This is a genomic window from Streptosporangium sp. NPDC020072 (assembly GCF_040631445.1).
Taxonomy (GTDB): Bacteria; Actinomycetota; Actinomycetes; order Streptosporangiales; family Streptosporangiaceae; genus Streptosporangium.
This window is the reverse complement of record NZ_JBEYAB010000010.1, coordinates 289,660-314,381: the sequence shown is the minus strand read 5'-3', so window position 1 is coordinate 314,381 and position 24,722 is coordinate 289,660. Positions and strand designations below refer to the sequence as shown.

Sequence of the window (24,722 nt, the reverse complement as noted above, 5' to 3'; positions counted from 1 at the left end):
TCCCGGTCAGACCTGGTTGAGGTACCAGATCTCGTTGCCCGCGATGACTCCGGCGCCGGAGTCGTTGTTACCGGTGATCGTCTGCTGGTCGAGGGTCGTCCCGCTGCCGGACGGCGCGTCGAGCACCTTGGCGCTGTAGCGGTTGACCAGGTAGAACGTGCCGTCGGCGACCCTCTGCAGGGTCCACTGCTGGCTGGTCCCGCTGCCGCAGGTCGCCTGCCTGATCTGGGTGCCGTTGGTCGTGCTCGCCGTGACGAGGTCGAGGCACTTGGCGCTGTTGACGTTCACCAGCTTCCAGTAGGAGCCGCTGGCCTGGAGGGTCCAGCGCTGGCTGGTCGCCCCGGAGGGCGCGTTGTGCGTGACCAGCGCGCCGGAGGCGGTCGAACCGCCGGCGGGCTCGACGTTGTCGTGGCTGGCGAACCCGTTCAGGTAGTAGGAGGTGCCGTTGACCGGGGAGGCGTCGGTGACCTGGTTGAACACCCACTGCTGGTTGGCCGCGCCGGTGTAGGTCTGCTGCGTGACGGCCGCCGGGTAGGCGCCGCCCGCGGTCAGCGCCAGCCCGGAGAGCCAGTCGAAGATCGCGTAGGTGTTCGTGCCGGTCTGCAGGTAGGCGAAGCGCATGCCGTCCTGGCCGTTGCAGTAGTACTGCAGCAGCGTCGTGCCGGGCGTGGTGCCGCTGTAGGCGCTGTCGGCGCACAGGCGACTGCCGACGTTGATGAACTGCAGTCCGGTGTTGTAGCTCATCAGCCACTTCTGGCTGGGGGTGTCCACCCGGGTGCGCTGGCTCAGCTCGGTCAGCGCCGTGGTCGCGCCGCCGATGGGTTCGAGCGCGCCCCCTGTCGAGGCGTTCGTTATGACGTAGGTGTTGCCCACCTTGGGATGGGGGTCGCTGTCGGCCGTCGAACCCGCGATGAGGTAGGCGCTGTCGGCCACGTTCCAGTGCGTGGCCAGGTAGCTCCCGGCGGTCGGGACCGCGTTGTAGTAGTCGTCCCGGTTGCAGTCGGGCAGCCGGTAGTCGTTCCACTGCAGGCAGCTCCAGGTGGGCGTGCCGCCGTAGCACATGATGTCCCACTGGTCGAGGCAGTGCCAGGAGCCGTCCGAGTGGGCCGCGCTGAGCTGCACGGCGCCGAAGCTGTGCCCCAGTTCGTGGGCGATGGCGTTCGCCCCGAAGCAGTTGGGGCTGGCGTCGACCCGGGAGAAGGCGAGGCCGTTGTTGAGGTTGGTCGACCCGGTGGTCAGGTCGTCGTTCTTGATGTCGGAGACACCGCAGATCACCGTGGCCTCGGTGAGCATGAGGTAGTGCCGGTCGTTGCTGTTGTAGCCGAGGGCCTGCAGGGCGGTCTTTCCGGCGTCGAAGGTGGCCAGCGAACCGGCGGGCACCACCACGTTGCGCACGACGGGGACGCAGCCGCCGCTGACCGCCGTGGTGACGTACCGGATGTGCCTGCTGCGGTTGGAGGTCGCGGCGGCGTCGTTGAACTGGTCGTCGGCGTTGGCCAGCCAGGCCCGGAACATGGGCAGGAGCTGCGCGTAGCGGTCCGGCATCGTCGCCTCGCGCACGTACAGGGTCTCGACGCGCTTGCCGCTGGTGCCGTCACCGTCGCAGGCGACCAGCTGGGGGCTGACCCGTGCGGTCTCCTCCTGCTTCTCGGCGTTCTTCCCGGTGTCCTTGACGGCCTTGGGGCCGACGCGCTCACCGAGCCTGGCGCCGGGGAAGACGTCGGAGGTGACACTGGACTGGCCGCCGTCCGGCGGGGCGGCCGACGCCGCGGGGGGTGAGGCGACCAGGCCGACCACGGCGAGTATCGACGCGGCGGCCAAGGAGAGGTTTCGCCTGAGCTGCATTCCGATGAACTCCGATCGGTACGGATACACCCGCACAGGGCGATTCATCGGCAATGATCACATTTCAAATATTAAAAGCGACCCCCTTGTAAGATTTATCACACCATATTGACGCGAGGCCTTCCAGGTGTTCTCACATTCAAGGTGAACACGTGCGGTAATACCGGTGAACACCACAACCCCATTACGTCCCCGTACATTCAGGGAATGCGCCGCGACGGAGCGTGCGCACCCCTCCGCCCCACGTGACGTCGGGCTTCGACCGGCACCCCACACCCTTCTCATCGGGAAAGACCCAAGGACAGGAAAGCCGAACATTTCCCTCCCTGGAGGGAAACCCGGGGAATCGGCCGGGAGAATCAGGGGAGGATTTCCAGCCGGACGCCGGGAATGTCGTCGTAGAGGTGAGGGGCCGGGGTTATGACGCGCCAGCCGCCTCTGGACTCGGCCAGCAGTACGGCATGGGCCGCGGCGAGAACGGCCACGAGGTCGGTTCCCGTGACGGGGCCCGGGGTGTGCCGTTCCAGGTTGGCCGCGATCCTCGGGCCGAGCCCCGCGGCGTGCGCGACGTCGGCGGCCGTCAGGCTCCCCACCGTCACCACCGGCACCCCGAGCAGGGCCTCGGCCTGCTCGGGCCGCAGGGCCGTCACACACTGCGCGGCGGCCGCGGGCAGCAGGAGTGTGGTGTTGCGCAGCACGGACTGACGGACGATCTCACGCCCGTAGTTGCTCCTGACGTCGAGCAGATGGCAGACCGCGTCGAGATCGAGGACGTGGCCGGTCAGACCGTCGTCCTCCGGGGTCACCCGGCCTCCCGCACGTCCGGGGTCACGCGACCTCCCGTGCGGAGCCGAACAGGCGGTTGGCGCGCTCCCGGTCGGCGTCGGTGATGTCGTCCTGCCAGCCGGGACCCCACAGCCGTTCCAGGGCCGCCATGCCCTCCCTGATGCGACGCTGCTCCCGCAGTGCCTCGGCGATGTAGCCGGAGGCGTTGCCCGAGCGCTGCGCCTCGTCGGCGAGGTCGTCGGGCAGGGAGATCGTGATCCGCTTGGTCATACCGAGGAGGGTAATCGCGTCATACTCCCCCCGTCCACGAAAGGGCGATCATCCGCGTGGCCGGTCACGCGGAGGCAACGGGTCAGTCGACCCGGGGAGATTCCGTACGGCTCCGCTTGAGCTCGAAGAAGCCCGGGGTCGCCGAGACCAGCAGCACACCGTCCCAGAGCCCGCCCGCCGCCTCACCACGCGGCACCGGGCTGACCACCGGCCCGAAGAAGGCGTTGACCCGCCCGTCGGGGCCGGGGACGTGGATGGCCGGGGTGCCCAGGTCCTCACCGATCGGGTCGAGACCGGCCCGGTGGCTCAGCAGGAGGGCCTCGTCGTGGTCGGTGCTCTCCGCCGCCTCGGCGAGTCCCGGGTCGAGGCCGAGTTCGGCCAGCGCGTCGCCGTACAGGCCGGGACCGATCGGGACCTTCCCATGGTGGATCCGGTCGCCGAAGGCGGTGTAGAGGTCACGCAGGACGGGCGTGCCGTACTTCTGCTCGGCGGCGACGAGCACCCGGACCGGGCCGAGCGTGTCGGTGAGCCAGTGCCGGTACCACTCCTCCAGGCCCTGCCTGCCCTCGTTGAGCAGCCACAGGCTCATCACGTGGAAGCGGACCTCCACGTCACGGACGCGTTCGACCTCCAGCAGCCAGCGTGAGGTGTTCCACGCCCAGGGGCACTTCGGGTCGAACCACATGTCGGCGACGGTCAAGACATAACTCCTCGGCTGTTTCCCCGTTGGTCGAGTCCATCCAACGGCCTCGATTGGCTCCCCAGAAGGGCCAATTCCCCGGAAACTGAAAGAGCCAATGTAGGGTCTCCGCGTGGACCCGCACGTCAGCCTGGACGGCCCCGGCGACCTGGCCTCCCGCATCTACCGGCAGCTCCGCGAGGCGATCCTGGACGGCAGGCTCCGTCCCGGGGAGCGGCTGCCGCCCTCGCGGGAGCTGGCCCGCCGCCTCGGCGTCTCGCGCAACACGGCCTGCACGGCCTACGAACGGCTGACGGCCGAGGGCTTCCTCCTCCCCCGCGTCGGCGCGGGCACCTTCGTCGCCGAACCCACCACACCCGCCGGAGCCGTACGGCGTGGCGCCCCGCAGGGCCGTGGGGTGCGTCCCCGCCCCTTCTGGGACGATCTCCCCGACACCGCGGAAAGCCCCGAACCCCCTCGCTACGACTTCCGGGTCGGCAGACCCGACGGTGACCTCTTCCCCCTCGCCACCTGGCGCCGCCTTCTCGCCGCCGAACTACGCGCCTCGACGGTCAGAACCTCCGGGTACGGCGAGCCAGCGGGCCACCCCGCCCTCCGGGAGGCCGTGGCCCGCCACGTCGGCCTGTCCCGTTCGGTGCGCGCCGACGCCGGGGACGTCGTCGTCACCCAGGGCGCGCAGCAGGCCCTCGACCTCGTCGGCCGAATCCTCATCGAGCCGGGTGACCGGGTGGCCGTTGAGGAGCCGGGCTATCCCCCGGCACGGCTGCTGTTCGCCTCCCTCGGCGCCCGGGTCAGCGGGGTGCCCGTGGACGACGAAGGACTCGACGTGGACGCGCTCCCGTCCGGCACCCGGCTGGTCTACGTCACCCCGTCGCACCAGTTCCCGCTGGGCACGCCGATGTCCCCGGCGCGGAGGGCCGCGCTGCTCGGCTGGGCCGCGCGCCACGACGCCGTGATCGTCGAGGACGACTACGACAGCGAGTTCCGCTTCGGTCAGCGTCCTCTCGACCCGCTGCAGAGCCTCGACCGGGACGGCCGGGTCGTCTACGTGGGCACGTTCTCCAAGACGCTGCTGCCGATGCTGCGGCTCGGCTTCCTGGTCGCCCCGGCCTCGTTGCGCCCGGCGCTGCGCGCGGCCAGGCGGCTGACCGACTGGCAGGGCGACCACGCCGCGCAGGCCGCGCTCGCCCGGTTCATCGACTCGGGCGAACTGTCCCGGCACGTCCGCAAGGCGACCCGCGTCTACGCGGACCGCCGCGAACGCGTCCTCACGGCGCTGCGCGGGGACCTCAGCGACTGGTTCGAGCCTGTGCCGTCGGCCGCGGGTCTGCACCTGTGCGCCAGGCTCAGGCCCGATGTGCCCGTCGATCTCGGCCGGATGTCGGCGGAGGCGCGCGCGTCGGGCGTCGCCGTCGAAAGTCTGGAGGCGTACTGCGCCGAGGACCGGTCACGCTCCGGGCTGGTGCTCGGCTACGGCTCCATCCGCGCCGAGCGCGTCACCGAGGGGCTGCGGTTCCTCACCCACCACCTGGCCACGCAAGTCCGAAAAACGCACCGTGAGCTTGACAGGGTTCTAAATTACGATTTTCCGGCGTAGCCCCTCGGCATGTGATCCTCGATCACGGCTCATAGAGTTTGCGCGCCCCCGAGGCGTTTTCCCCGAGACAGTCATCCGGATTGACCAGCTTGCACAGCCCCAGGGACAGGCAACCGCATCCGATACATCCGGCGAGCCGGTCGCGGAGCCACTCAAGACGCTGGATTCGGCCGTTCAGGTCTTTTTGGTAGCATTCCGAAAGCTTGGCCCAGTCTTCCCGTGTCGGCGTACGCCCCTCGGGAAGGAGGGACAGGTAGAAGCCGATCTCCGCAAGAGAGGTCCCCAGCTGCTGGGACGCACGGATAAAGGCCACCCTGCGAAGGGTGTCACGTGAGTAACGTCGCTGATTGCCCGCCGTACGGCGACTGACTATGAGCTGCTTGCGTTCGTAGAAGCGCAAGGTCGAGGTGGCCACACCACTACGCCTGGACAATTCCCCGACCGTCAGCTCCACGGCTCGACGATATCCCATATAAATGGGGACAACCATTATTCCGTTCATTGCGTGAGCGGCTCTTACGTTCCTCCACCCGACTCCGTAAGAGTCCTGGCGACGGAGTGGGTCACCACCGGACGCGGTGAGATCTCCAGGAATCCCCGCTGACCAGAACGACACCCGGACTTGCCCTCCCGGGGAGGACGCAGGCGACGCCTCGTTTTTGGACCTGCCCACCGTGGTCATGCCCCTCCCGCCCGGACAGCTGGGAGAACACGATCTCCGGCACGGAGGTCGAGGCGTTGGCGTGACCTGACACGTCAGCTGTTCAACCGATCGCGGGGACCGACTCGATGAGGGCGACCAGGCCGCGTTCGTCGAGGAGGTCGGCGGGCCGTACGGTCTCGTTGAGCCGCACGTAGTGGAAGGCCGCGCTCACCCGGCCGAGCGGGACCTCCGCCAGGTGCGCCCAGGCCAGCCGATAGGCCGCCAGCTGTACGGCCGCCGCGACCTCGGCCTTCTTCCCCTTCGGTCGTCTGCCGGTCTTCCAGTCGACGACCTCGTAACCGCCGTCCGGTGTCTCGAAGACCGCGTCCATCCGGCCCCTGACCAGCCGGTCGGCGATCATGGTCTCGAACGGGACCTCGACGTCAAGCGGCTCCCTGTCCGCCCACTCGCTCTCCTCGAACCGCTCGCGCAGCTCGGCCAGCTGGATGTCTGCGGCCTCGTCGGCCTCGCCCGTCTCGTCGGCCGAACCGGGCAGGTCGAGCTCGTCGATCAGCCGCTGCTGGCCCCAGCGGGATTCGAGCCAGCTGTGGAAGGAGGTGCCCCTGCGGGCCAGCGGGGCGGGCTTCCTCGGCACGGGACGGCGGATCTGCCGGGCCAGGGCCTTGGGGTCGGAGGCGAGCGTGACCAGCGAGGACACGGTCAGGTGGGTGGGCAGCTCGACCCGGCCGGGACCGCGCCGCCGGTTCAGCTCACGTTCCCTGAGCAACAGCTCGATGTCGCGTTCCCAGGCCCTGGCCCGCTCCCTGTCCCACCCGCGCAACGCCGGGGAGACCCGGTCGGGGACGTCGTCACAGGGTTCGGGGAGAGGCCGGCCCGCCGGGCCGAGGTCCCCGTTGAGATCCTCGTAGGGATCGTCGTAGGGGTCGTCGGGGAAGGGCACCTCGTCGTCCTCGACGACGAACACCTCCTCTACCGGGACGACCTCCGGCTCCTCGGATTCCTCCGACAGCGCCGCCAGCGCCGCACTGACCATGTCCGCGCCGTCCCGTACGGCCTCGTACCGTGCCCCGGCCGGGGTGACGGGCCACCTGGACTCGGCGGGCTCGGCCAGCAGCGGGTTGGTCTCCCCCTCCTCAAGGGGCGGTGCCCAGACCTCGGCCCGCCCGCACGTGTCGCGGACCTCGACCAGGAAGTCGGACGGGTCGAGGGGCTTCGACCCGCCGCCCCAACGGTAGCCGGAGGCGATCAGCAGGTAGTGGGCACGGGTGACGGCGACGTAGGCCAGACGGCGTTCCTCAAGGAGCTCCCGCTCCCGGCAGCGCTCGTCGAAGTCGCCGATCTCCTCCTTGGACAGGCCGCCGAGTCTGGGCAGGTCGGAGGCGTCGCCCCGCAGCGGGTACGGCAGTTTGCGCGCGTTCTCCGTCCACCTGGGGCTGACGGTCGGCCTGGCCGGGAAGACCGTGCCGACGGTGAGCGTCCCGCCCTTCGACAACGCCTGGGACATCCCCGGCACGATCACGACCGGCCATTCGAGGCCCTTCGAGGCGTGGACCGTCATCAGCTTGACGCTGTTGCTCTCTCCGACCCGGCCCGCGTCGAGGCCGTTCTCCTCCTCGTCCGCGGCCTTCAGGAACGCCAGGAACGCCCCCAGCGTCGGGTCCTCGGAGTCTCCGGCGAAGCGGGAGGCGGCGTCGAGGAAGGCGTCCAGGTCGGCGCGGGCCGCGAAGACACCGGCGGAGCCCCTGGCCGCGACCTCGATGTCCAGGCCGAGCCTGCGTTCGATCTCGGCGACCAGGTCGGGCAGCGGCTGCCCGGTGTGGGCGCGCAGGACCCGCAGCTCCTGGGCCATGGCCACCAGGCGGACCCGGGCGAGCGGGGAGAACGCCTCCTGCCACTCGGGGCGTTCCGGCAGCTCGTCGAGGGCGTCGACCAGACTGCCCCGCTCCTCGGCCATGTCCGCGACGACCTGGTCGAGGGGGTCGGCGACGCCGCCGGGCCCGTCCTCACGGGTCTCCCGGCTCAGCTCACGCGCCCGGTCGCCCAGTTCCTTCAGGTCGGCGGGACCGATCCGCCAGCGTGGTCCGGACAGCAGCCTGACCAGGGCGTCCCCGGCCGTCGGGTCGTAGATCACCCGCAGCGTCGCCACGATGTCCGCCACCTCGGGCACGGTCAGCAGCCCGCCGAGACCGACCACCTCGACCGGGATGCCCCGCGCCTCAAGGGCCCTGCGCAGCGTGGGAAACTGCGACCGTTTGCGGGCCAGGATCGCCACGTCGTGGGGTTGCAGGCACTGCGGCCCGCCCCAGGCGCTCTGCTTGGCCCGTTTGCGTTCGCCGTCGCCCCAGGGCAGCCCGTCGGGGGCGCTCTCGCCGCCCAGCAGACCGGAGATCTTCGCCGCGATCCACTCCGCCTCGTCCTCAGCGGTCCCGTGGAAGGCGGTCACGACCCGGCCCCGCTCGATCCGGTTGCCGCCGGGCACCAGCACCGGCACCTCACGGGCTTCGAGCCGCAGCGGGATCTGCACCCTGGCCGCCACGTCGAGTACGGCGTCGCCGTTGCGGAAGCTGACCGAAAGGCGGCGGACCGGGGCGGGCTCCCCCGAGGCCGTCCTGAAGTCGCGGGGGAAGCGGGTGAGGTTGCCCGAGGAGGCCCCGCGCCAGCCGTAGATCGACTGGCAGGGGTCGCCGACCGCCGTCACCGGGTGCCCGTTCCCGAACAGCGAGCGCAGCAGGACCAGCTGGGCGTGGCTGGTGTCCTGGTACTCGTCGAGCAGGACGACGGCGAACCTGCCCCGCTCGGCCTCCCCGACCTCGGGGTGCCGTTCGGCGATCCTGGCCGCGAGCGCCATCTGGTCGCCGTGGTCGACGACCTCGCGGCGGCGCTTGAGCCGTTCGTAGGCCTCGACCAGCGGAAGCAGCTGCTCCCTGGCCCGCTGCGTGGCCAGTGGCCTGCGCTGGAGCTGGGTGGGCGTGCCGGGCAGTCTGCCGTACCGCTCGGCCAGCCAGGCGCCGATCTCCCGCACCTCCTGCGGGGTGCGCAGGTGCTCGGCCATCTCCCCGGCGAGGTCGAGCACCGCCCGCGTGACGGTCGCCGGACCCCACTCGATCTGCTCCATCGGGCCGTCGTAGCCGCTGACCACCCGTCCGGCGAGCTGCCACGCGACGGCCGGGCTGATCAGGCGCATGGTGGGTTCGAGCGCCTCCCGCAGGGCGTGCTCGGTGACCAGCCTGGCCGCGTAGGCGTGGTAGGTGGAGATCGTCGGCTCGCCCTGCAACAGCTCGGCGGGCACCTGCTCGGCCGCGACCAGCCCGTTGAGCCGCTCACGCACCCGTACGGCCAGCTCCCCGGCGGCCTTCCTGGTGAAGGTCAGGCCGAGCACCTGCTCGGGGCGGACCAGGCCGTTGGCGACCAGCCACACGACCCGTCCCGCCATGGTCTCGCTCTTGCCGGAACCCGCCCCGGCGACCACGACCATCGGTTCGAGACCTGCCTCGATGACCTCGGCCTGCTCCGGCGTCGGCGGGAGGATGCCCAGCTTGGCCGCGAGCTGAACCGGGCTCAGCACACCTGGTCTCCGTTCTTGCTGACCGGGCAGCTCGCCCGCACGACACAAGTGCGGCAGCCGTCGTTGACCTTCGCCTGGAAGACCGGGCCGGACATCCCGGCCGCCACGGTGTCCACCATGTCACGTGCCCAGCCCGGGTCGGTGTCGTCGGCCAGCGGGATCTGGGCCTGCTCCTTGGCGGCGTTCCTCGTCGCCGCGTCTCCGACCTGCACCAGGGCAGCGCCGCCGGGCTCGGTCATCCCGTGCCGTTCGAACGCGCCGAGCAGCGTGGCGAGCTGGTAGACCCCGAGCTGGGGGTGGCGTTCGAGGTCGGCCTCCTTGGGGCCGTGCTTGCCGGTCTTGATGTCGATGATCACGGCCCTGCCCTCGCCGTCCCGCTCGACCCGGTCGACCCGCCCCTTGATCTGCACGCCCTCGGAGACCGTCGCGACGAACGACTCCTCAAGGGCGACCAGCTCCCGGGGGTTGTCCCGCTGCCAGCGCAGGAACCGGGAGACCATCTCCTCGGCGACGCCGCGCTGCTTGCGGTTGTACCAGGCGCCGCCGAAGTCCAGCTCGTGCCAGACGTCGTCGAGCCGTTTGCCGAGCGTCTCCTCGGTCCCCTCGCCGGTCGCCGCGAGCACCGCCAGGGCGTGGATGACCGTGCCGAGGCCCCTGGCGACGTCGGTGCCGCCCGCGCCGACCGAGGTCTCCAGCAGCCAGCGCAGCCCGCACTTGGTGAAGTTCTCCACCGCGGACGGCGAGACGCGCACGATGTCGTCCGGCCAGCGCAGCGGACGCTCGTCGGAGATCTCCGTCAGGGCGTACCACTCGTTGGGGTGCGCGCCGGGCACCCCGGCGGCGGCGAGCCTGGCCAGGTGCTCGGCGGCGGCCCGGCGCAGCGCCTCGGGCCGTGTCGGGTCGGAGACGGCCGAACGCAGGTCCGCGACCAGCGCGGACATGCTCAGCCAGCGGGAGCGCTCGTCCACGACCGTCTCCCCCGTCTCGCCGGGGGCGAGCTCGGCCAGGAACCTGGAGGGCCGCTCGTCGGCGTCGTCCCCCCCGACGGCCGTGACGACCAGCTTCCTCCTCGCCCTGGTGGCCGCCACGTAGAACAGGCGCCGCTCCTCGGCCAGCATCTGCGAGGCCAGCGCCGCCGAGACGGCCGCGGGGTTCTCGTGCTCGGAACCGGCCGCCTTGGCGACCATCTCGTCGGTGCCCAGCACCGACCCCCGCAGCCGCAGGTCGGGCCAGGCCCCCTCCTGCACCCCGGCGACGACCACGACGTCCCATTCGAGGCCCTTGGAACGGTGGGCGGTCATGATGCGCACCGCCTCGCTGTCGGGGGCGCGCTCGGCCAGGGAGTCTCCGGGGATCTCCCGCGCGATGAGGTCCTCGACGAACACCTCGACACCGGCGTGCGGCAACCGGTCCACGAAGCCCGCCGCGTAGTCGAACAGCGCCACGACCGCGTCGAGGTCACGGTCGGCCATCGTGCCCCTGAACCCGCCGGACAGGCTTGTCTCGGTCCACCGTCCGGCCAGCTCGGTGGCGCTCCAGACGCCCCACAGGACGTCCTCGGCGGTGCCGCCGCGCCGTACGACCTCCGCGGCGCCCGCGATGAGCCTGGCGAGCCGTTCGGCGGGGAGCGCGACGTGCGGCTCGATCCTGACCAGCTCCCGCTCGTCCTTCAGCGCGGCCACCAGCAGCTCGCCCGAGGAACGGGGCTCGGCCGCAGGGGCCGGGTCGTCGAGGTCGTGCTCCTCCGGACTGGTCACGGCCTCGTGCTCGGCGACGCGCAGGGCCCTGCGCAGCCGCCGTACCCCGATCATGTCGGTGCCGCCGAGCGCGCCGGTCAGCAGTTCCTCCGCCATCGCCTCGTCGAGGATCTCCGGGTCGAGCGCGACCTGGATCAGCCTGATCAGCGGGCGCACCCCCGGCTCCTGGAACAGCGGCAGCTCACCCGCGCCGACCGCGACCGGCACTCCGGCCGCGACCAGCGCCCGGCGCAGCAACGGCAGCTGACGGGTCGCCGAACGCACCAGCACCGCCATCCGTGACCACGGTACGCCGTCGAGCAGGTGGGCCCTGCGCAGCGTGTCGGCCACCAGCGCCGCCTCCTGCGCCTCGCCGTCGGCCACCACGACGTGGACCTCGCCCGGCTCCACGTCCGGCAGCGGCCTCAGGTCGCGGTGCCCGGCGCCGCCCGGCGGAACCGGCAGGCGGGCCGTCACCCGCCGCGATGCCTTCAGCAGCTCGGCGCCGCTGCGGCGGCAGACCCGCAACGCGATGACGGGGGCCCTCCCGCCGTCCTTCCTCCTGAAGCGGTCGGGGAACTCCATGATCCCGCGCACGTCCGCGCCCCGGAACCCGTAGATCGACTGGTCGGGGTCACCCACCACGACCAGGTCACGCCCTTCCCCCGCGAGCTGCCCGAGCAGGAACTCCTGGGAGGGGTCGGCGTCCTGGTACTCGTCGACGAAGACGACGTCGTAGGCGGAACGTTCGCGCTGCCGTACCTCGGGGTCGGTCAGCAGCGCCCCCGCGGCCCGGATCAGGTCGGCGTAGTCGAGCACCGGCTCCAGGTCGAGGTCGAACCGCGCCTGGTAACGGCCCGCGAACCGGCCCGCGGCCACCCAGTCGGCTCGGCCGTGCGCCCGGCCGAGCGCGACCACGTCCTCACCGTCCAGGCCGCGTTCGGCGGCACGGGCCATGAAGTCGCGCAGTTCCTGGGCGAACCCCCTGGTCCTGAGCGCCTCCCGCATGTCCTGCGGCCACAGCGGGGCACCGTCCTCAAGCTCGCCGTGGAGCAGGCGGCGGATCTCCAGCAGCTGCTCGGGCGCGGTCAGCACCCGGGGCGCGACGTTCCCGGCGAGTACGGCCTCGCGCCGCAGCAACGCGTAGGCGTAACTGTGGAAGGTGAGCGCCAGCGGCGTCCTGGTCGTACGGCGCACGCGCGCCGTGATGCGCTCGCGCAGCTCCTCGGCGGCCTTGCGGCTGTAGGTGAGGACGAGCACCCGTTCCGGGTCCGTCCCCCTGCGTTCGATCCGGTCGACGACGCTCTCCACGATCGTGGTCGTCTTGCCGGTCCCCGGCCCGGCCAGGACCAGCAGCGGGCCGCTCTCATGCGTGACAGCCGCCCGCTGGTGCTCGTCGAGCACGGGGGCAACAGCCCTCCCGGCGCCCACACGACGCACCAACCGCCAGCCCTGACCACTCACAACTCGTCATTCCACCAGATCCCGGACGATGATCGTGCCGACTCCGCCCCTCCGGCCCCTCTTGTAGGACGCCGAAGCGGACCGGGTCACGCGGAGTTCGACCTGGCCATCGCCCCCGGCGGACGCCAGACCTCCTGGCCTGTGCCCCCCGGTCCTGCTCCTTCATCCCGGCCTCACGCCGGTGACCGGCCTTCTCCCACAGGGCACCGACCGGGACGGCCGGCGTCCGACCTCGGAAGGAGCCGGTCCCACCGAGAGGGCATGGGGTGGTCGCTCTCCGAGCGGCTCGCCGTACGGCCCCTTCGCATGGGTCCGCCGACATGTGGTCGGCGTTATCGATCAGGCGTCCGGTTCCAGGGTTGTGACAGTCAGGAAGTGCCGGGTGTGGAAGAGGCCGCCACCAGTGGATCACGAGTCTCGACGTCCACACCCGCCGCGGCTCACCCTGTCCTGCCCGATGCGTTCGACGATCGCTGCTACCCGCTCAGCGCCTCGCGCAAGACGGAGGGGGCTTCACCGAGGTGCTTGCGGACGGTTCGGGTCAGGTGAGCGTGGTCGGCGAAGCCGTAGCGGGCGGCGAGATCCGCGAGGCAGTCGCCACCGGCGGTCAGATCGTTGAGGACGGCGCGGACGCGTAGGTCGTTCCGGTAGCCGGTGATGGTGCGGCCGGTGACGGTATGGAAGATCTTGCTCAGGTGCTTGGGGGACGCGCCGACCATTCGGGCGAGATCTTCGAGGTTCGTCGTGAGATAACCGGCGTTGAGGGCTTCCTGGACGGCCAACGCCAGCCGACGATGCACCACACGTGTGGCCATCGAAGTGCCGGCGGAGGCTTTCCACGCCGGCCGGGACGGGGTCAGCGCGTCGAAGAGCAGGTAGAGCCGTTCCTCGGCTTCGAGGCGGTCGGTTCCCCGCAGAAGGGCTCTTAGCAGCTTCCGATGGCGAAGATCGGCTTGCGCGCTGACATGGAGGGTCCAGTCGTGACGCAACGGGCCGCTGAAGCGATCGGCGAAGCTGCCCGGCTCGAAGAGGATCGCCGTGTACACCCAGTCCCGGCCCAGGGGCTCGGCGAACCTCTCCTCTGTGCCGGCGACATTGACGTATCCGGTGACGGGGTCGAGATAGGACGCCATGCCTTCGGCGTCGCGGACGAAGCCGCTGGCCTGGAAGAGGACGACTGCGTCCGTCTCGTCGGGTGAAAACCCTGACCACTCCGTGGGAGGACCGCCGTCGCCACGGGCGCGCTCGATTCTGATGCCGATGTCGGGCGCGTGCATCAAGTTGTCCCTGGACATGGCCGAAGCATTACACGTCATCGGGTAGGAGTAAACACCCATGTCAATTAATACCATTCGAAACAGTCAATGCATGGAGCGATTTCCGCATCCGGCGATTCCCTCCACGACGAAAAGACCTTCGATCGCAGATATCAAGAAAAGCTCTCGGCATTCACCCCTGCAAATCAACCATGCTTTTCGGACCCGATGACCGTCCCGGCGGGCTTCGAGAAGCCGCGTACCGATGTTCAAGCGCGAGCGGGTTCGAGCGGAAAAGATGGTGGCACAGGGGCTCCAGCCGGGCGGCCCGAGCAGAAGGAAGGCCACGACATGGCGGTACACGTAGCCCTGGTCGTCTTCTGAGCGTCCACAGTCCCGAACGAGGCCGTCCATCCCATGAGCGGCCCGGCGGGCGCGGCCACGCCGACCTTTTCAGGCCCCGGATGTCACCGATCCAGGAATGGAGAGTGAGGCATTCGCGCCCCGCCCTCGATCAACGGATCCTCACAACGGAAGGGAAGAACATGTTCAGCCTCATCAAGTCGACGAACCCGACCCCGGGCCGAATGGTCGCGCCTTCGGTGACCGCGGTTGCGGCCAACTGCTGGTCGTAGGCGGGGCCTGGTCGGACCGGCTCAGGCAGCAGTACAAGCGCGATCCGGAAGCAGCCACGGGACCCGGCTCCTGCGCGAACCGGCATATCGCCCGTCCAAACCGTGAACGGTCGTGTTCCGCGCCTGTACCGGCGGCTCGGAGTCGTTCTGCTGCACCGCACCCCTCGCGCCGTCGCCGACCTCGTCCGCACCGCGACACGCCTCTAGTGCTCTGACCGGGAAGGTTCGCCGGGGTGGGCGTCCGGGCGGTTGGATGCACGGTGATGTCCGCGCCGACTGCTGGGGGTGTGGTGGCAGAACCTGTCCATGTACGCAGACTGACCGACCAGGAGGGTCAGAAGCTGCAGCAGATCGTGCGCCGCGGCAGCACCAGTTCGGTGCGCTACCGGCGCGCGATGATGCTGCTGGCGTCGGCCGGTGGGAATCGGGTGCCGGTGATCGCGAAACTGGTGCAGGCCGATGAGGACAGGGTGCGGGATGTGATCCACCGGTTCAACGAGATCGGGCTGGCCTGCTTGGACCCTCGGTGGGCGGGAGGCCGTCCCCGCCTGTTGAGCCCTGACGATGAGGACTTCGTCGTACAGACGGCCACCACCCGCCCGACCAGGCTCGGCCAGCCCTTCACCCGCTGGTCCATCCGCAAACTCGTCGCCTACCTGCGGAGAGTGCACGGCCGTGTCATCCGGATCGGCCGCGAGGCGTTACGGTGCTTGCTCGCCCGCCGCGGCGTCACCTTCCAGCGGACCAAGACATGGAAGGGCATCCGCTGGGGCGGACGCGCCCTCGCCGCCGCGGCCTGAAGACTCCGACGCCCCTCACTGGGTCAGAGGACTATCCGGCGTAGGGGTTGCCGCCGAGCCAGGTGGTGCCGTCGATCAGTTCGCGTGCCGCGTCCAAGTGACCGCTGTGGCAGGCGACCTCGGTGAGCACATGGATGAGGATGCGGCGTACGTCGGGCAGCCGCCAGGCCGGCCAGATGTCCACGGGCCACACGGCGGGCTCCTGCTCCAGGTTGGCGGCGGCGAGCACGACGTCTGCGCGTGCGATGGCCGCCCGGTAGTCGGCGAAGACCTCCTCGGCGCTCATCCCCTCGGGCACGTGCCAGTGCGCCTCAGCGCCTGCCGCGAGCTGTCCGGCCACATCCGGCTCGCCCGCGATCACTCCGGGGAACCAGAAGCGTTCGACATCCACGGTGAGGTGGCGCAGCAACGCCAGGCAGCTCCAGCCGCTGGGCAACACCGACCGCCGCAGATCCTCCTCCGAGAGCCCTTCAAGGATCCCGAGGACGTGCGCGCGCTGGCGGTCCAGGGCGCCCTTGAGCGCGTCGAGTTCAGCGTTCACCGAACGGCGCCCTGCGCCGGGATCTTGCTGAGCCGGAACGCCGCCCCCCACGGCCTCGCCAGTCGTACTTGTCATCCGCGCGCCTCCGCCAACCGCAGAACATGGTTTGACTCCGGCTTGGACGCTACACCGGGGGTACGACAACCCCTGGCCGATCGGCGCCACGTCGTTCTGCACCCGCCCACCCGGCAAACCTTCCCGGTCACGGCACTAGCCGCCCGATCCGGGGTTCTCCCGCCGGTCACAGCGACATCGCCTTCCGGTCGGCGACCGGCGGCAAGAACCGCTCATGCCGGATCGACGACGTTCAGCCGTGACCGCCTACAACGACAAGGCACCTACCCGAAGAACGCCCGTGAGCCTCGTGGGATGGAGCCCTTTTGGGCACTTTTCTCACCTGGGAACGGCCCTCGGTAGGGTCGTCGGCATGCGAATCATCAAGGGTGCGGGTGAGTGGGCGCAGCCGGCCGGTGGGGCCGCCAACGACTGGGTCGAGCAGCTCAAGGTGCCTGATCTGTCCGTCGGGACGTACTGCATCCCGGCGGGCGGGGTCGACACCCAGAGCCCGCACACCGAGGACGAGATCTACGTGGTGACCTCGGGCCGGGCCAGGATCGTGACGCCGGACGGCGAGGCGGAGGTCGGCCCGGGCGCCGTGATCTTCGTCCCGGCGGGCGAGGAACACCGCTTCGTCGACGTCACCGAGGACCTGGCCCTACTGGTCGTCTTCGGCCCGGCCTACGGCTCACGCGCGGTTCCCCAGTCCTGACGACCGGCTCGCGCGAGGTGGCCGATCGGTTGTGCGAGCGCGCGGGCTTCGACGGCCGGGTGCCGGACGGCCCTCAGGAGTGATTCCGAAGGTCCGCCCGGCCGCGGAGGTTACTCGACGAATTCGGTGATGTGGTCCCGGATCCAGGTGGTGAACGGGCGGGCCGGGTGGCCGGTGACCCGTTCGACGGTGTCGCTGAGCGGAGTCGGGCGGCCGTCGTTGGCGTGCCAGTAGTCGAGCAGGGCGTCGGCGTAGGACGCGGGGATGTAGGCCGCCACTTCCCGCCTCCATTCCTCGGAGGTGACGTGGTTGACGGTGATCGGGCGGCCGACGGCCTCGGAGAGCCGGTCGATCTGCTCGCTGAAGGTGAGGGTCCGCGGGCCGGTCAGGTGGAGGTTTCCGCCCTGGTGGTGGGGGTCGGTGAGCACGGTGAAGGCCACCTCGGCGATGTCCCGTTCGTGGATGGGGTCGGTGTAGGAGCCCGGGTAGGGCAGGTTCACCGGCTGCCCCGCCTTGATCGCCCACGCCCAGGCGCTCGCGTTGCCGGCGAAGGAGCCGGGGCGCAGGAGCGTGGTGGTCAGCGGCGAGTTCAGCAGGGCGGTCTCGACGTCGAGATGGGAGGCGGCCAGCGGGTTGTCGGCCGCGCCGGGGTCGAGGACGCTGGCTGAGGACAGCAGCGCCACGTGCTTGACGCCCGCCGTGGTGGCGGCGCCGACGAACTCGTCGATGTGTGACGCCTCGGCGTACAGGAAGACCGCGCTGACACCGTGGAGAGCGGCAGGGAAGGTGGCCGGGTCGCCGAGGTCGCAGGTGGCGGTCGCGACGCCGTCGGGGACGCGGAGTTCGCCGGGAACGCGGGAGGCGACGCGTACGGGGTGGCCTGCCTGGTGCAGCAGGGCGGTCAGCTGGGTGGCGACCGCGCCGCGGCCTCCGGTGACGAGAATCATGAAAGTGTTCCTTCGGATGGTGTGGTCAGGGTTCGGGCCGGTGGAGAGACACCGGCCCAGCGTCAGAAGGGCCTGCGAGGCTCGGTGGCGGCGGGCCCCGCGCCGGAGCGGACATGGACCGAGGCACGGATCGAGACGGCGCCGTCGAAGAACGGGGTCGTCCTCAGACCCGCCGGCGATCGTCGGGGAGCCGGACTCCTTCAGGATGGTGAAGGAGGGCCACGAGCAGGAGGACCGCGCGTACGCGCGAGGGGAAGGTTGCGGGCATGGCTGAGCACGCTCTCCACTGAGAGATCCAGACAGCCTTGCTGAGGCTGCCGTGCCGGCCGGATGTCCCGACGCGCTCACCGAGGAGCGCTGCACCTTACGAGCGGGAACGTACCACAAATCACGACATCCACGATCACCGGTACGCCTCAAGGGACCCGGGAGTAGCCTCTGCCGAGGATGTGAACGACCCGTAAGGCGGCGGAGGGACGAGATGGGCGCGGACGATCGGATCGAGCGGGCCGGGGTGTTGTACGAGCGGGCGGTCTTCGGGGGTGACGCCGACGCCGTGGCGGCGGCCGATCGGGAGTTGGACGCGGTCGAGGCCGATCTCTCCCTCGCCCGGGGGCGGGTCGCGCACGCGCGGTTCCTGGCCGACGGGCGCCGGGAGGCGTACGAACCAGGTCTGTTCGAACGCGCCGCCGAGCTCTACCGGAGCCTCGGGGACGTACGCGGCGAGGCGGAGGCCCTGTTCTGGATCGGGTGTTTCCACCAGGTCGTACGGAACGACGACACCGCCGCGGTTCCCGTGCTGGAACAGTCCCACCGGCGGGCGGTGCGTGCCGGTGACGCCCTGACCGCGTCCTACGCCCTCCGGCACCTGGGTATCGCGGAGCACCGGGCGGGCCGGCTGGGAGCGGCAAGGGAGCGCCTGGAGGAGTCGACGCGGCTCCGCCGTGAGGCCGGGTTCCTTCCGGGTGTCGCCGCCAACCTGGTCGGGCTCGCCTATGTCACGGCCGGGGAGGGTCGCCGCGACGAGGCGCTGAGGCTTCTCGACGAGGCGGGTTCCATCGCCGGGTCGTCCCGGGCCGACGGCGTGCTGCGTCAGGTCCAGGAGGCGCGGTCCCGCCTGTGACCTGGGACGAGGGTCAGGTGAAGATGTGGTCCACGAGGCGGGGGGTGGCCTTGCCGTCGTCTCGGGGGGTGTAGGTGTTGCGGAAGTGCTCGTAGCGTTCGGCGTGGGCGGCGGCCACGGTGTCGATGGTCCTGAGGGCCTCGATGACGTCGGCGCCGTTGGTCAGCAGCGGCCCCGGGGCCTCGGCGGCGAGGTCGAGGTACAGGCCGCGCTTGGTCGAGTAGCGCTGCAGGTCGTAGGTGAAGAAGAGCATGGGCCTGCCGGTGGCCGCGAAGTCGAACATGACGGACGAGTAGTCAGTGATCAACACATCCGCCACCAGCAATAAGTCCGTTACATCCGGATAAGCGGTGACGTCGCGGCCAAGCCCTTCGGGGATGTTGGGCGCCGCCTGCATCGAGTGCGCCCTGATCAGGAACTCGTGTCCCGGGCCGAGCGCCTTGTGCGCCCGCGCCAGGTCCAGCTTGAGCGAGGAGTTCTTGCGGTCGTAGTCGCGGAAGGTCGGCGCGTACAACACCACCCTGACCCCGTCGGCGACGCCGAGCCTGCGGCGCACCCGGGCGGCCAGTTCGTCCCGCTCGGGCGAGGAGAGCACGTCGTTGCGGGGATAGCCGCACTCCAGGACCTCCCCGTGGTAGCCGAACGCCTTGCGCAGGATCGGGGTCGCCCAGGGGCTCTGCGAGACCAGCAGGTCCCAGCCGCGCACCTCGGCGGCCTGCCGGTGCCAGGCGGCGGGCTTCGGGTCACGGGACATGTGGGGCAGGTCGTTGCCCAGGCGCTTGAGCGGGCTGCCGTGCCAGGTCTGCACGACCATCTGGTCGTCGCGGGCCCGGAACCAGGGCGGCAGGAAACCGTTGGTGACGACGTACCGGGAGCGTGCCAGCACGGCGTAGTGCTCCCGGCTGCCCGCCCTGACCACCGTCGGCCGGATGCCCGAGCCGAACCCCAGCTCCGCCGAACCGGGCGGGGTGAAGGCGCCGTCCTTGACGATCCAGACGTGCGCGCGGTCGTCGCCGCGCCGTACGCGCTCCTCGTAGATGGCGCGGACGTTGCCCTCGTACTGGCGGCCGTCGTAGGCGACGTAGACGGTGGCCTCGTCCAGCTCACGACGCCGCTGGTCGGGATAGAAGGAGCGCTGCAGGGCGTACAGGCCCCCGGCGCCCTTCTCGTCGTCGGGGATGTCCTCGGCGACGATCAGCACGGGCACGTCGAACCTGGTGGACAACAGGCGGTAGGCCCTGCCGTCGCGGACCCTCGGCTCCTCGTCGAGGGTGTCCAGCGCGGCGTGGTCCACGCGGAGGGGGACGACCTCACCCGAGGGGTCGCGGGTGGTCATGCTCCAGCTTCCGCTCCCCATCGCGACGGCCTCGCCGAACTTCGGCATGGCCGAGGGCGTCAGCCGTACGGCGAAGCGGTCGTCGGCGCGCTCCATCGGCACGGTGTGGACCGTCCCGCCACGGTGCCTGAGCGTCAGCTCGGCGGCCCCCGAACCGGGGTAGGAGCCCTCGATGGTGAGCGTGCCCTCCTCGTCCCAGGTGGCGGAGGAGATGACGGGGCGGATGCGGTGCGCGGCGACGCTGACGCGGTCGCGCCGGTCGCGCAGTACGGTGATCTCCCGGTCGCCGACGACCAGCCGGATCTCCCTGGCCTGGCCGATCATGACGGGTGCGGCGGGGTCGCCCTTCGGCTCGATCCAGAGCCTGCCGCCGTCGCGCTCCTGCAGCAGCGAGGGTACGGCCAGCGGCACGACGACCTGGGTACCTCCCTCGACGGGGGTGAACTCGGCGGACATCCGGTGGCCGTCGAGCCGGGCCTGTCCCCTGGTGTGCTCCCCGCCGGGCAGGAAGACCGTCAGTTCGAGGCGGTCGCCGTCGAGGCGGATTCCGGTCAGCTCGGCCCTGGTCGGTTGCAGGGCGATCTGCAGCGCGCGGTCGGAGGTCCAGACAGGACGGATCCACCAGCCGCCGGGGAGCTCGAACCCGGCCGGACGCTCGGTGCGACCGTTCGAGGGGCCGCGGAGCAGGCCGGTGGCTCGGGCGCCACGGCTCCAGATGGCGATCTCGGCCCGCCAGGTGGTGGTGTCGGGCACGGTCTCCCTGCGGCGCAGGGTCCGCCTGACGCCGTTCACCAGGGAGCGCAGGGCGCCGCGCCAGCGCAGCGGCCAGGCGGGCATCTCGGCGACGAAGCCGGACCAGTCGTAGTTGCAGCCGGGCTCACGGGCCCCGTGGGTGGCCTCGGGGCGCAGGACCCTGCGGGTGCGCAGCCGTACGGGAGGCAGCCAGCGGGGGCCCCGCAGCACGACGAAGGCCCGGTTGAAGCGGGGGCTGCGGACGGAGAGCCCGGCGAGGTAGGCGTGCCCGGTGACGCGCAGCCGACCACCGGTCCAGGAGACGTCCTCGATGTGCGTCATCGGGATCAGGTCGGCCGCGCGCAGCCGGTACATGGCCTCGGGCAGCTCGTCCTGCAGGGGCAGGTTGGCGTACCAGCGCAGGCGTCTGCGGACCCGCCGGGAGGGCTCGGCCGCCGCGGTGGTGAGGCTCTGCAGCGCGTCGCCCTCGGCGAGGTCGTCGATCGTACGGTGCTCGACGAGGTGGAAGGCGAGCCTCCTGGCGACCGGGAGGTCACGCTTGACCTTGGGGTCGACACCCGTGATGTAGGGCTTGAAGAGCGTGACGAACTCGCGGCGGCGGGCGGCGCCGCGTTTGACCGCGAGATCCAGGCGGCTGCCGAGCGGACCGGAGAGGACTCCGGCGTCGAAGCGGCGGCGTTGCGCGGGTGTCAGTCCCTCGGCTGTCACGGCCGAGAGGATCGATTCGAGCGGTTCTCCCCGGTCACAGAGATCTTGGACAACCCGAAGACGGTCGGCGACGGAGTCGCCACCTGTTCGGGCGGGCGTGACGCCTGTGGCCATGAAGGGGGCACCGCCTTTCGGACAGAGCGCTGTCCTAGGCAATGTTAGTGGGCCACGAAGAAGCCGGTTACGTCGTGATTTCTGGTAGACCGTCCCAGCGTGCGAAACGCATGTCGGCGCGCTCGCCCCGCATGGGTGTGCCCTCCTCGCGCCACCTGGCCAGGCAGCGCGCCTCGTGCCCGGGAGCCGGGGTCCCGTCGGCGTGCACGACACGCCACCACGGCACGCCGCCGCCCCAGGTGGACATGACCCTGCCGACCTGACGGGGGCCACCCTCGCCGAGGTATTCGGCGATGTCGCCGTAGGCCATCACCCTGCCGGCGGGGATGCGCTCGACCAGGTCGAGCACGCGCTCGGCGTAGGGGGTCGGGTGGCCTACTGACTCCATACGGAGGGTCCGGCCGCGAGAATCTCGTCGATCTTCCCGAACTCGTAGGCCGTCGAGCCGTTCAGCTGCTCGACGAGGCCGTCACGGATCGCGTACTGCTCGCCGTCCTCACCGACCAGGCGGGCGCCGAGCAGCGCGGAGACCCTGGCGAGCTGAGCCACCTGCCAGTCGGAGCCCGGCGCGCCCGAGAGCTTGCCGTCCCAGACGGCCACCGCGTGGACCCCGTCGCCGTGGCGGGCCAGGACCTCACCCTTCTCCTGCGAACCGCGGAACTCGAACCCCGCTCGCCCCAGCACGTTCGCGAGCTCCGCGAAGGCGAGAGGCGCCGGGCGCTCCACGCGCAACTCGTACCCCATGATGCGCGACATTAGCGAATGTTCGACGTTCGCCGGACCGTGAGAAGCCGCATGGAGCCGTCCGCGTCCGAACGGTGTCCAAAAAGACTTCGAACCGAATCAAAGCCCGTCCCATATATGACGTTATATGGCATTTATCCGGAACGCCGGGTGAGTGTCACCACGGTCCAGCAGAACGCGAGCAGGCCGACGGCCAGGCCGGTGCCGTACACCCAGAGCCTGAGGGCGTCGGGGCCGGGCCTGGCGGGCTCCTCGGTCGGGAGGCCCGCCCCGAAGTGACGCTCCCCCTCGTCCGGTGGCGTGCCCGCCGAGGCGCGCAGCAACTCCCCCGCCCTGGCCAGGGCGGCGCCCGCGTCGACCACACCGAAACCGACATGGTCGTCGTATCCGGCGATCGGCGCGGAGGTGGCGGTCGAACTCAACGCTCGCGCCACCAAATAAGGCGGGATATCTGGATATTTCGCTTTTATCAGTGCGGCGACTCCGGCGACCAGCGCCGCCGCCGAACTGGTCCCGTCCGAGGGGCGGTACCCCCCGCCGGGAACGACCACGGGCACCTCGACGCCCGGCGCGGAGACCAGGACCGACAGGTTGTCGCTGCTGAACCCGGCGGGCTCGCTCCGCTCGTTCACCGCGCCCACGCCGATGACCCCGGAGTAGCCCGCGGGGAAGCTCCAGAAGGAGGTGTCCTTCTTGACCGCGTAGGGGGTCTCCCCGTCGTTGCCGGCCGCCGCGACCAGCACGACCCCCTTCGCCAGGGCGTAGGAGACGGCCTCACGCTCGCTCTTCTGCGGGCCGTACGCCCCCAGGGACATGCTGATGACCTTGGCGCCGTGGTCGGCCGCGTAGCGGATGGCGCGGGCGACCGGGCTGTTCGTCCCGGTGCGCCGGTCCTGCTCGGGGAGCGGGGGGGCGCTCTGCTCGCTGTCACGCAGGATCAGCGGCAGGGACAGGACGCGCGCCTCGGGGGCGATCCCCAGCAGGCCGCCCTCGCCCCGGCCTCCCCCCGCGATGAGCGAGGCCATCGCGGTGCCGTGCCAGATCTCCTTCGCGTCGTCCCCGACCGGCCCGGCCGAACCCATCTCGGGCCCGACGGTCACCCTGCCGCGCAGCTCCGGGACCTGGGCGTCCACGTCGCTGTCGACCAGCGCGACGGTCACCCCGGCCCCCTTGGTGATCTTCCACGCCTGCTCGACGTTCATCTTCTCCAGCACCCAGCGCTGGTCCCGGCGCACGTCGTCGGCGACCGCCGGGGCGCAGACCCCCAGACAGAGCGTGATCAGGGCTCCCGCGGCCCCCAGCCGCCTCAGCACACGTTCCCCTGGGTGCACTGGGGTACGGCGCTCGGCTCGTCTCCCAGGGCACGGGCGATGCGTCCCGCGATGGACTGGGCGGTCGGCCACAGCTCGCTGTGCAGGATCTCCTCGGGCGGAACGGCCTCACGCGTACGGCCGTCGGCGTATCCGGCCGTGGAGAGGACGACGTACGGCCCGGCCGCGATCCAGGAGTTGTGCTGGCGCTGCGCGGCGCCGAACAGCTCACCCGCCGTACCGGGGAAGGCGACGGGGCGCACCCCGACCCGGTCGTCCACGGGCAGTTGCCCGGTCGCGGCGATCCGGCGCTCCTCGCTGCCGAGTACGGCCACGCCGACCGTGACCACGAAGGTCGAGGTCTGGTCCACGTAGGTCGCCCGCAGCAGGGTCAGGCAGCCGTGCTCGGAGAGCACCGAGCCGACCGGGGCGTCAAGGCCCGCTCCGCAGGAGGTCTCCGGGGCCAGCCCGATCCGTCTGGCGTACTGCTGCGCGCGGCCGAGGGCGACGTACTGCAGCTCGGTGGGGAAGATCAGGTCGGCCGACCAGGTGTGCCAGCGGGCCGCGATGTCCTCCTGGATGTAGCGGGCCTGCTCGGCGGGGGTCAGCGGGCGGGCCCTGGTCTCGCGGAGGACGCCGACCGCGCCCGCGAGCACGTCGCTCACGGCGATGGCCAGGATGACGCCCATCAGGATCAGGAAGATCACCCGCAGGCGCATGCCCTCTTCGAGGCTCGCCGCCTCGACGCGCTCAAGCGCGGGACGGCGGTGCCAGCCGTTCTCCCGGCGCCCCGCGGCGGGCCAGGTCCGGACCCTGGCACGTCGCGGCGCGCCGGGGGCACCGGGAGCGCCGCCTGCGGTGGTCCTGCCGGGACGGGAGCCCCGGGGCACCCGGGAACCGCTCGGAGGCCAGCCCGTGGCACGGCCCCCGGCGCGCCCACCGGTGTGTCCACCGGCGGACGGAGCCTGGGAGCCGCCCGTGTGCGGTCCCGAGGCCTCCAGGTGCCGTTCAGGCTCCTGGGACCGCCCGGGCTTCGACATAGTTCGATGCTACGTCGCG

Annotated in this window: 18 protein-coding genes and 1 pseudogene; 4 read left to right on the top strand and 15 right to left on the bottom strand. The window is 70.9% G+C overall.

All coding sequences use genetic code 11. The annotated features are described in order from the left end of the window. Window positions 1–6: 6 nt before the first annotated feature. The 4 genes from ABZ470_RS25500 to ABZ470_RS25485 all read right to left on the bottom strand — a co-directional run bounded on the left by ABZ470_RS25500 (window position 7) and on the right by ABZ470_RS25485 (window position 3,586). A complete protein-coding gene (locus ABZ470_RS25500) occupies window positions 7–1,845 on the bottom strand; it encodes an RICIN domain-containing protein (protein WP_352016236.1) in 1,839 nt (612 codons plus the stop codon). Between the two features lie 359 nt (window positions 1,846–2,204). Next, complete coding sequence (locus ABZ470_RS25495; protein WP_362914295.1) at window positions 2,205–2,651, bottom strand: hypothetical protein; 447 nt, start codon at window positions 2,649–2,651, stop codon at window positions 2,205–2,207. A 22-nt stretch (window positions 2,652–2,673) separates the two neighbouring features. After that, window positions 2,674–2,901 carry a hypothetical protein gene (locus tag ABZ470_RS25490; protein ID WP_352016238.1) on the bottom strand — a complete coding sequence of 76 codons (228 nt, stop codon included), beginning with the start codon at window positions 2,899–2,901 and terminating at the stop codon, window positions 2,674–2,676. 82 nt (window positions 2,902–2,983) lie between these two features. Further along, window positions 2,984–3,586: a DsbA family protein gene (locus tag ABZ470_RS25485; protein WP_362914329.1), complete on the bottom strand. Its 603-nt coding sequence runs from the start codon at window positions 3,584–3,586 to the stop codon at window positions 2,984–2,986. A gap of 127 nt (window positions 3,587–3,713) precedes the next feature. Between ABZ470_RS25485 and ABZ470_RS25480 the strand changes: the two genes are divergently transcribed. Further along, window positions 3,714–5,198: a PLP-dependent aminotransferase family protein gene (locus ABZ470_RS25480; protein ID WP_362914293.1), complete on the top strand. Its 1,485-nt coding sequence runs from the start codon at window positions 3,714–3,716 to the stop codon at window positions 5,196–5,198. Window positions 5,199–5,220: 22 nt separating this feature from the next. Here ABZ470_RS25480 and soxR read toward each other — a convergent pair whose 3' ends face one another. From soxR to ABZ470_RS25460, 4 genes are all read right to left on the bottom strand, one after another. Then, window positions 5,221–5,670, bottom strand: coding sequence for a redox-sensitive transcriptional activator SoxR (gene soxR, locus ABZ470_RS25475; RefSeq protein WP_352016275.1), 450 nt, complete (start codon window positions 5,668–5,670; stop codon window positions 5,221–5,223). Between the two features lie 292 nt (window positions 5,671–5,962). Further along, on the bottom strand, window positions 5,963–9,427 hold the full coding sequence (locus tag ABZ470_RS25470) for an ATP-dependent DNA helicase (RefSeq protein WP_362914291.1): 3,465 nt from the start codon (window positions 9,425–9,427) through the stop codon (window positions 5,963–5,965). Further along, entirely contained in the window at window positions 9,421–12,567 is a 3,147-nt protein-coding gene (locus ABZ470_RS25465) for an ATP-dependent DNA helicase (protein ID WP_362914289.1), read from the bottom strand. The genes ABZ470_RS25470 and ABZ470_RS25465 overlap by 7 nt, the downstream gene beginning before the upstream one ends. Window positions 12,568–13,103: 536 nt before the next feature. After that, window positions 13,104–13,922 carry a helix-turn-helix transcriptional regulator gene (locus ABZ470_RS25460; RefSeq protein ID WP_362914287.1) on the bottom strand — a complete coding sequence of 273 codons (819 nt, stop codon included), beginning with the start codon at window positions 13,920–13,922 and terminating at the stop codon, window positions 13,104–13,106. 886 nt (window positions 13,923–14,808) lie between these two features. Between ABZ470_RS25460 and ABZ470_RS25455 the strand changes: the two are divergent. Further along, window positions 14,809–15,276 (top strand): annotated as a pseudogene (locus ABZ470_RS25455) (helix-turn-helix domain-containing protein); the annotation flags it as partial. Between the two features lie 73 nt (window positions 15,277–15,349). Here the strand turns inward: ABZ470_RS25455 and ABZ470_RS25450 are convergent. Further along, on the bottom strand, window positions 15,350–15,859 hold the full coding sequence (locus ABZ470_RS25450) for a DinB family protein (RefSeq protein ID WP_352015423.1): 510 nt from the start codon (window positions 15,857–15,859) through the stop codon (window positions 15,350–15,352). Between the two features lie 427 nt (window positions 15,860–16,286). On the opposite strand from ABZ470_RS25450, the gene ABZ470_RS25445 reads away from it, so the two are divergent. Further along, a complete protein-coding gene (locus tag ABZ470_RS25445; RefSeq protein ID WP_362914285.1) occupies window positions 16,287–16,628 on the top strand; it encodes a cupin domain-containing protein in 342 nt (113 codons plus the stop codon). A 110-nt stretch (window positions 16,629–16,738) separates the two neighbouring features. Here ABZ470_RS25445 and ABZ470_RS25440 read toward each other — a convergent pair whose 3' ends face one another. Further along, window positions 16,739–17,575: an NAD(P)H-binding protein gene (locus ABZ470_RS25440; RefSeq protein ID WP_362914283.1), complete on the bottom strand. Its 837-nt coding sequence runs from the start codon at window positions 17,573–17,575 to the stop codon at window positions 16,739–16,741. Between the two features lie 481 nt (window positions 17,576–18,056). Here ABZ470_RS25440 and ABZ470_RS25435 point away from each other — a divergent pair, with 481 nt between their 5' ends. Further along, window positions 18,057–18,698, top strand: coding sequence for a hypothetical protein (locus tag ABZ470_RS25435; RefSeq protein WP_362914281.1), 642 nt, complete (start codon window positions 18,057–18,059; stop codon window positions 18,696–18,698). A 13-nt stretch (window positions 18,699–18,711) separates the two neighbouring features. Here the strand turns inward: ABZ470_RS25435 and ABZ470_RS25430 are convergent, their stop codons facing one another. The 5 genes from ABZ470_RS25430 to ABZ470_RS25410 form a co-directional block, all read right to left on the bottom strand. Continuing rightward, window positions 18,712–21,495, bottom strand: coding sequence for a CDP-glycerol glycerophosphotransferase family protein (locus ABZ470_RS25430; RefSeq protein ID WP_362914279.1), 2,784 nt, complete (start codon window positions 21,493–21,495; stop codon window positions 18,712–18,714). Between the two features lie 181 nt (window positions 21,496–21,676). Further along, window positions 21,677–21,997, bottom strand: coding sequence for an MGMT family protein (locus ABZ470_RS25425; RefSeq protein WP_352016250.1), 321 nt, complete (start codon window positions 21,995–21,997; stop codon window positions 21,677–21,679). Continuing rightward, window positions 21,985–22,365, bottom strand: coding sequence for a hypothetical protein (locus ABZ470_RS25420; protein WP_352016251.1), 381 nt, complete (start codon window positions 22,363–22,365; stop codon window positions 21,985–21,987). Before ABZ470_RS25420 ends, ABZ470_RS25425 begins: the two co-directional genes overlap by 13 nt. 122 nt (window positions 22,366–22,487) lie before the next feature. Beyond that, entirely contained in the window at window positions 22,488–23,666 is a 1,179-nt protein-coding gene (locus ABZ470_RS25415) for a S8 family serine peptidase (RefSeq protein ID WP_362914277.1), read from the bottom strand. After that, on the bottom strand, window positions 23,660–24,703 hold the full coding sequence (locus ABZ470_RS25410; protein WP_362914275.1) for a hypothetical protein: 1,044 nt from the start codon (window positions 24,701–24,703) through the stop codon (window positions 23,660–23,662). Before ABZ470_RS25410 ends, ABZ470_RS25415 begins: the two co-directional genes overlap by 7 nt. Between the last annotated feature and the right edge of the window lie 19 nt (window positions 24,704–24,722).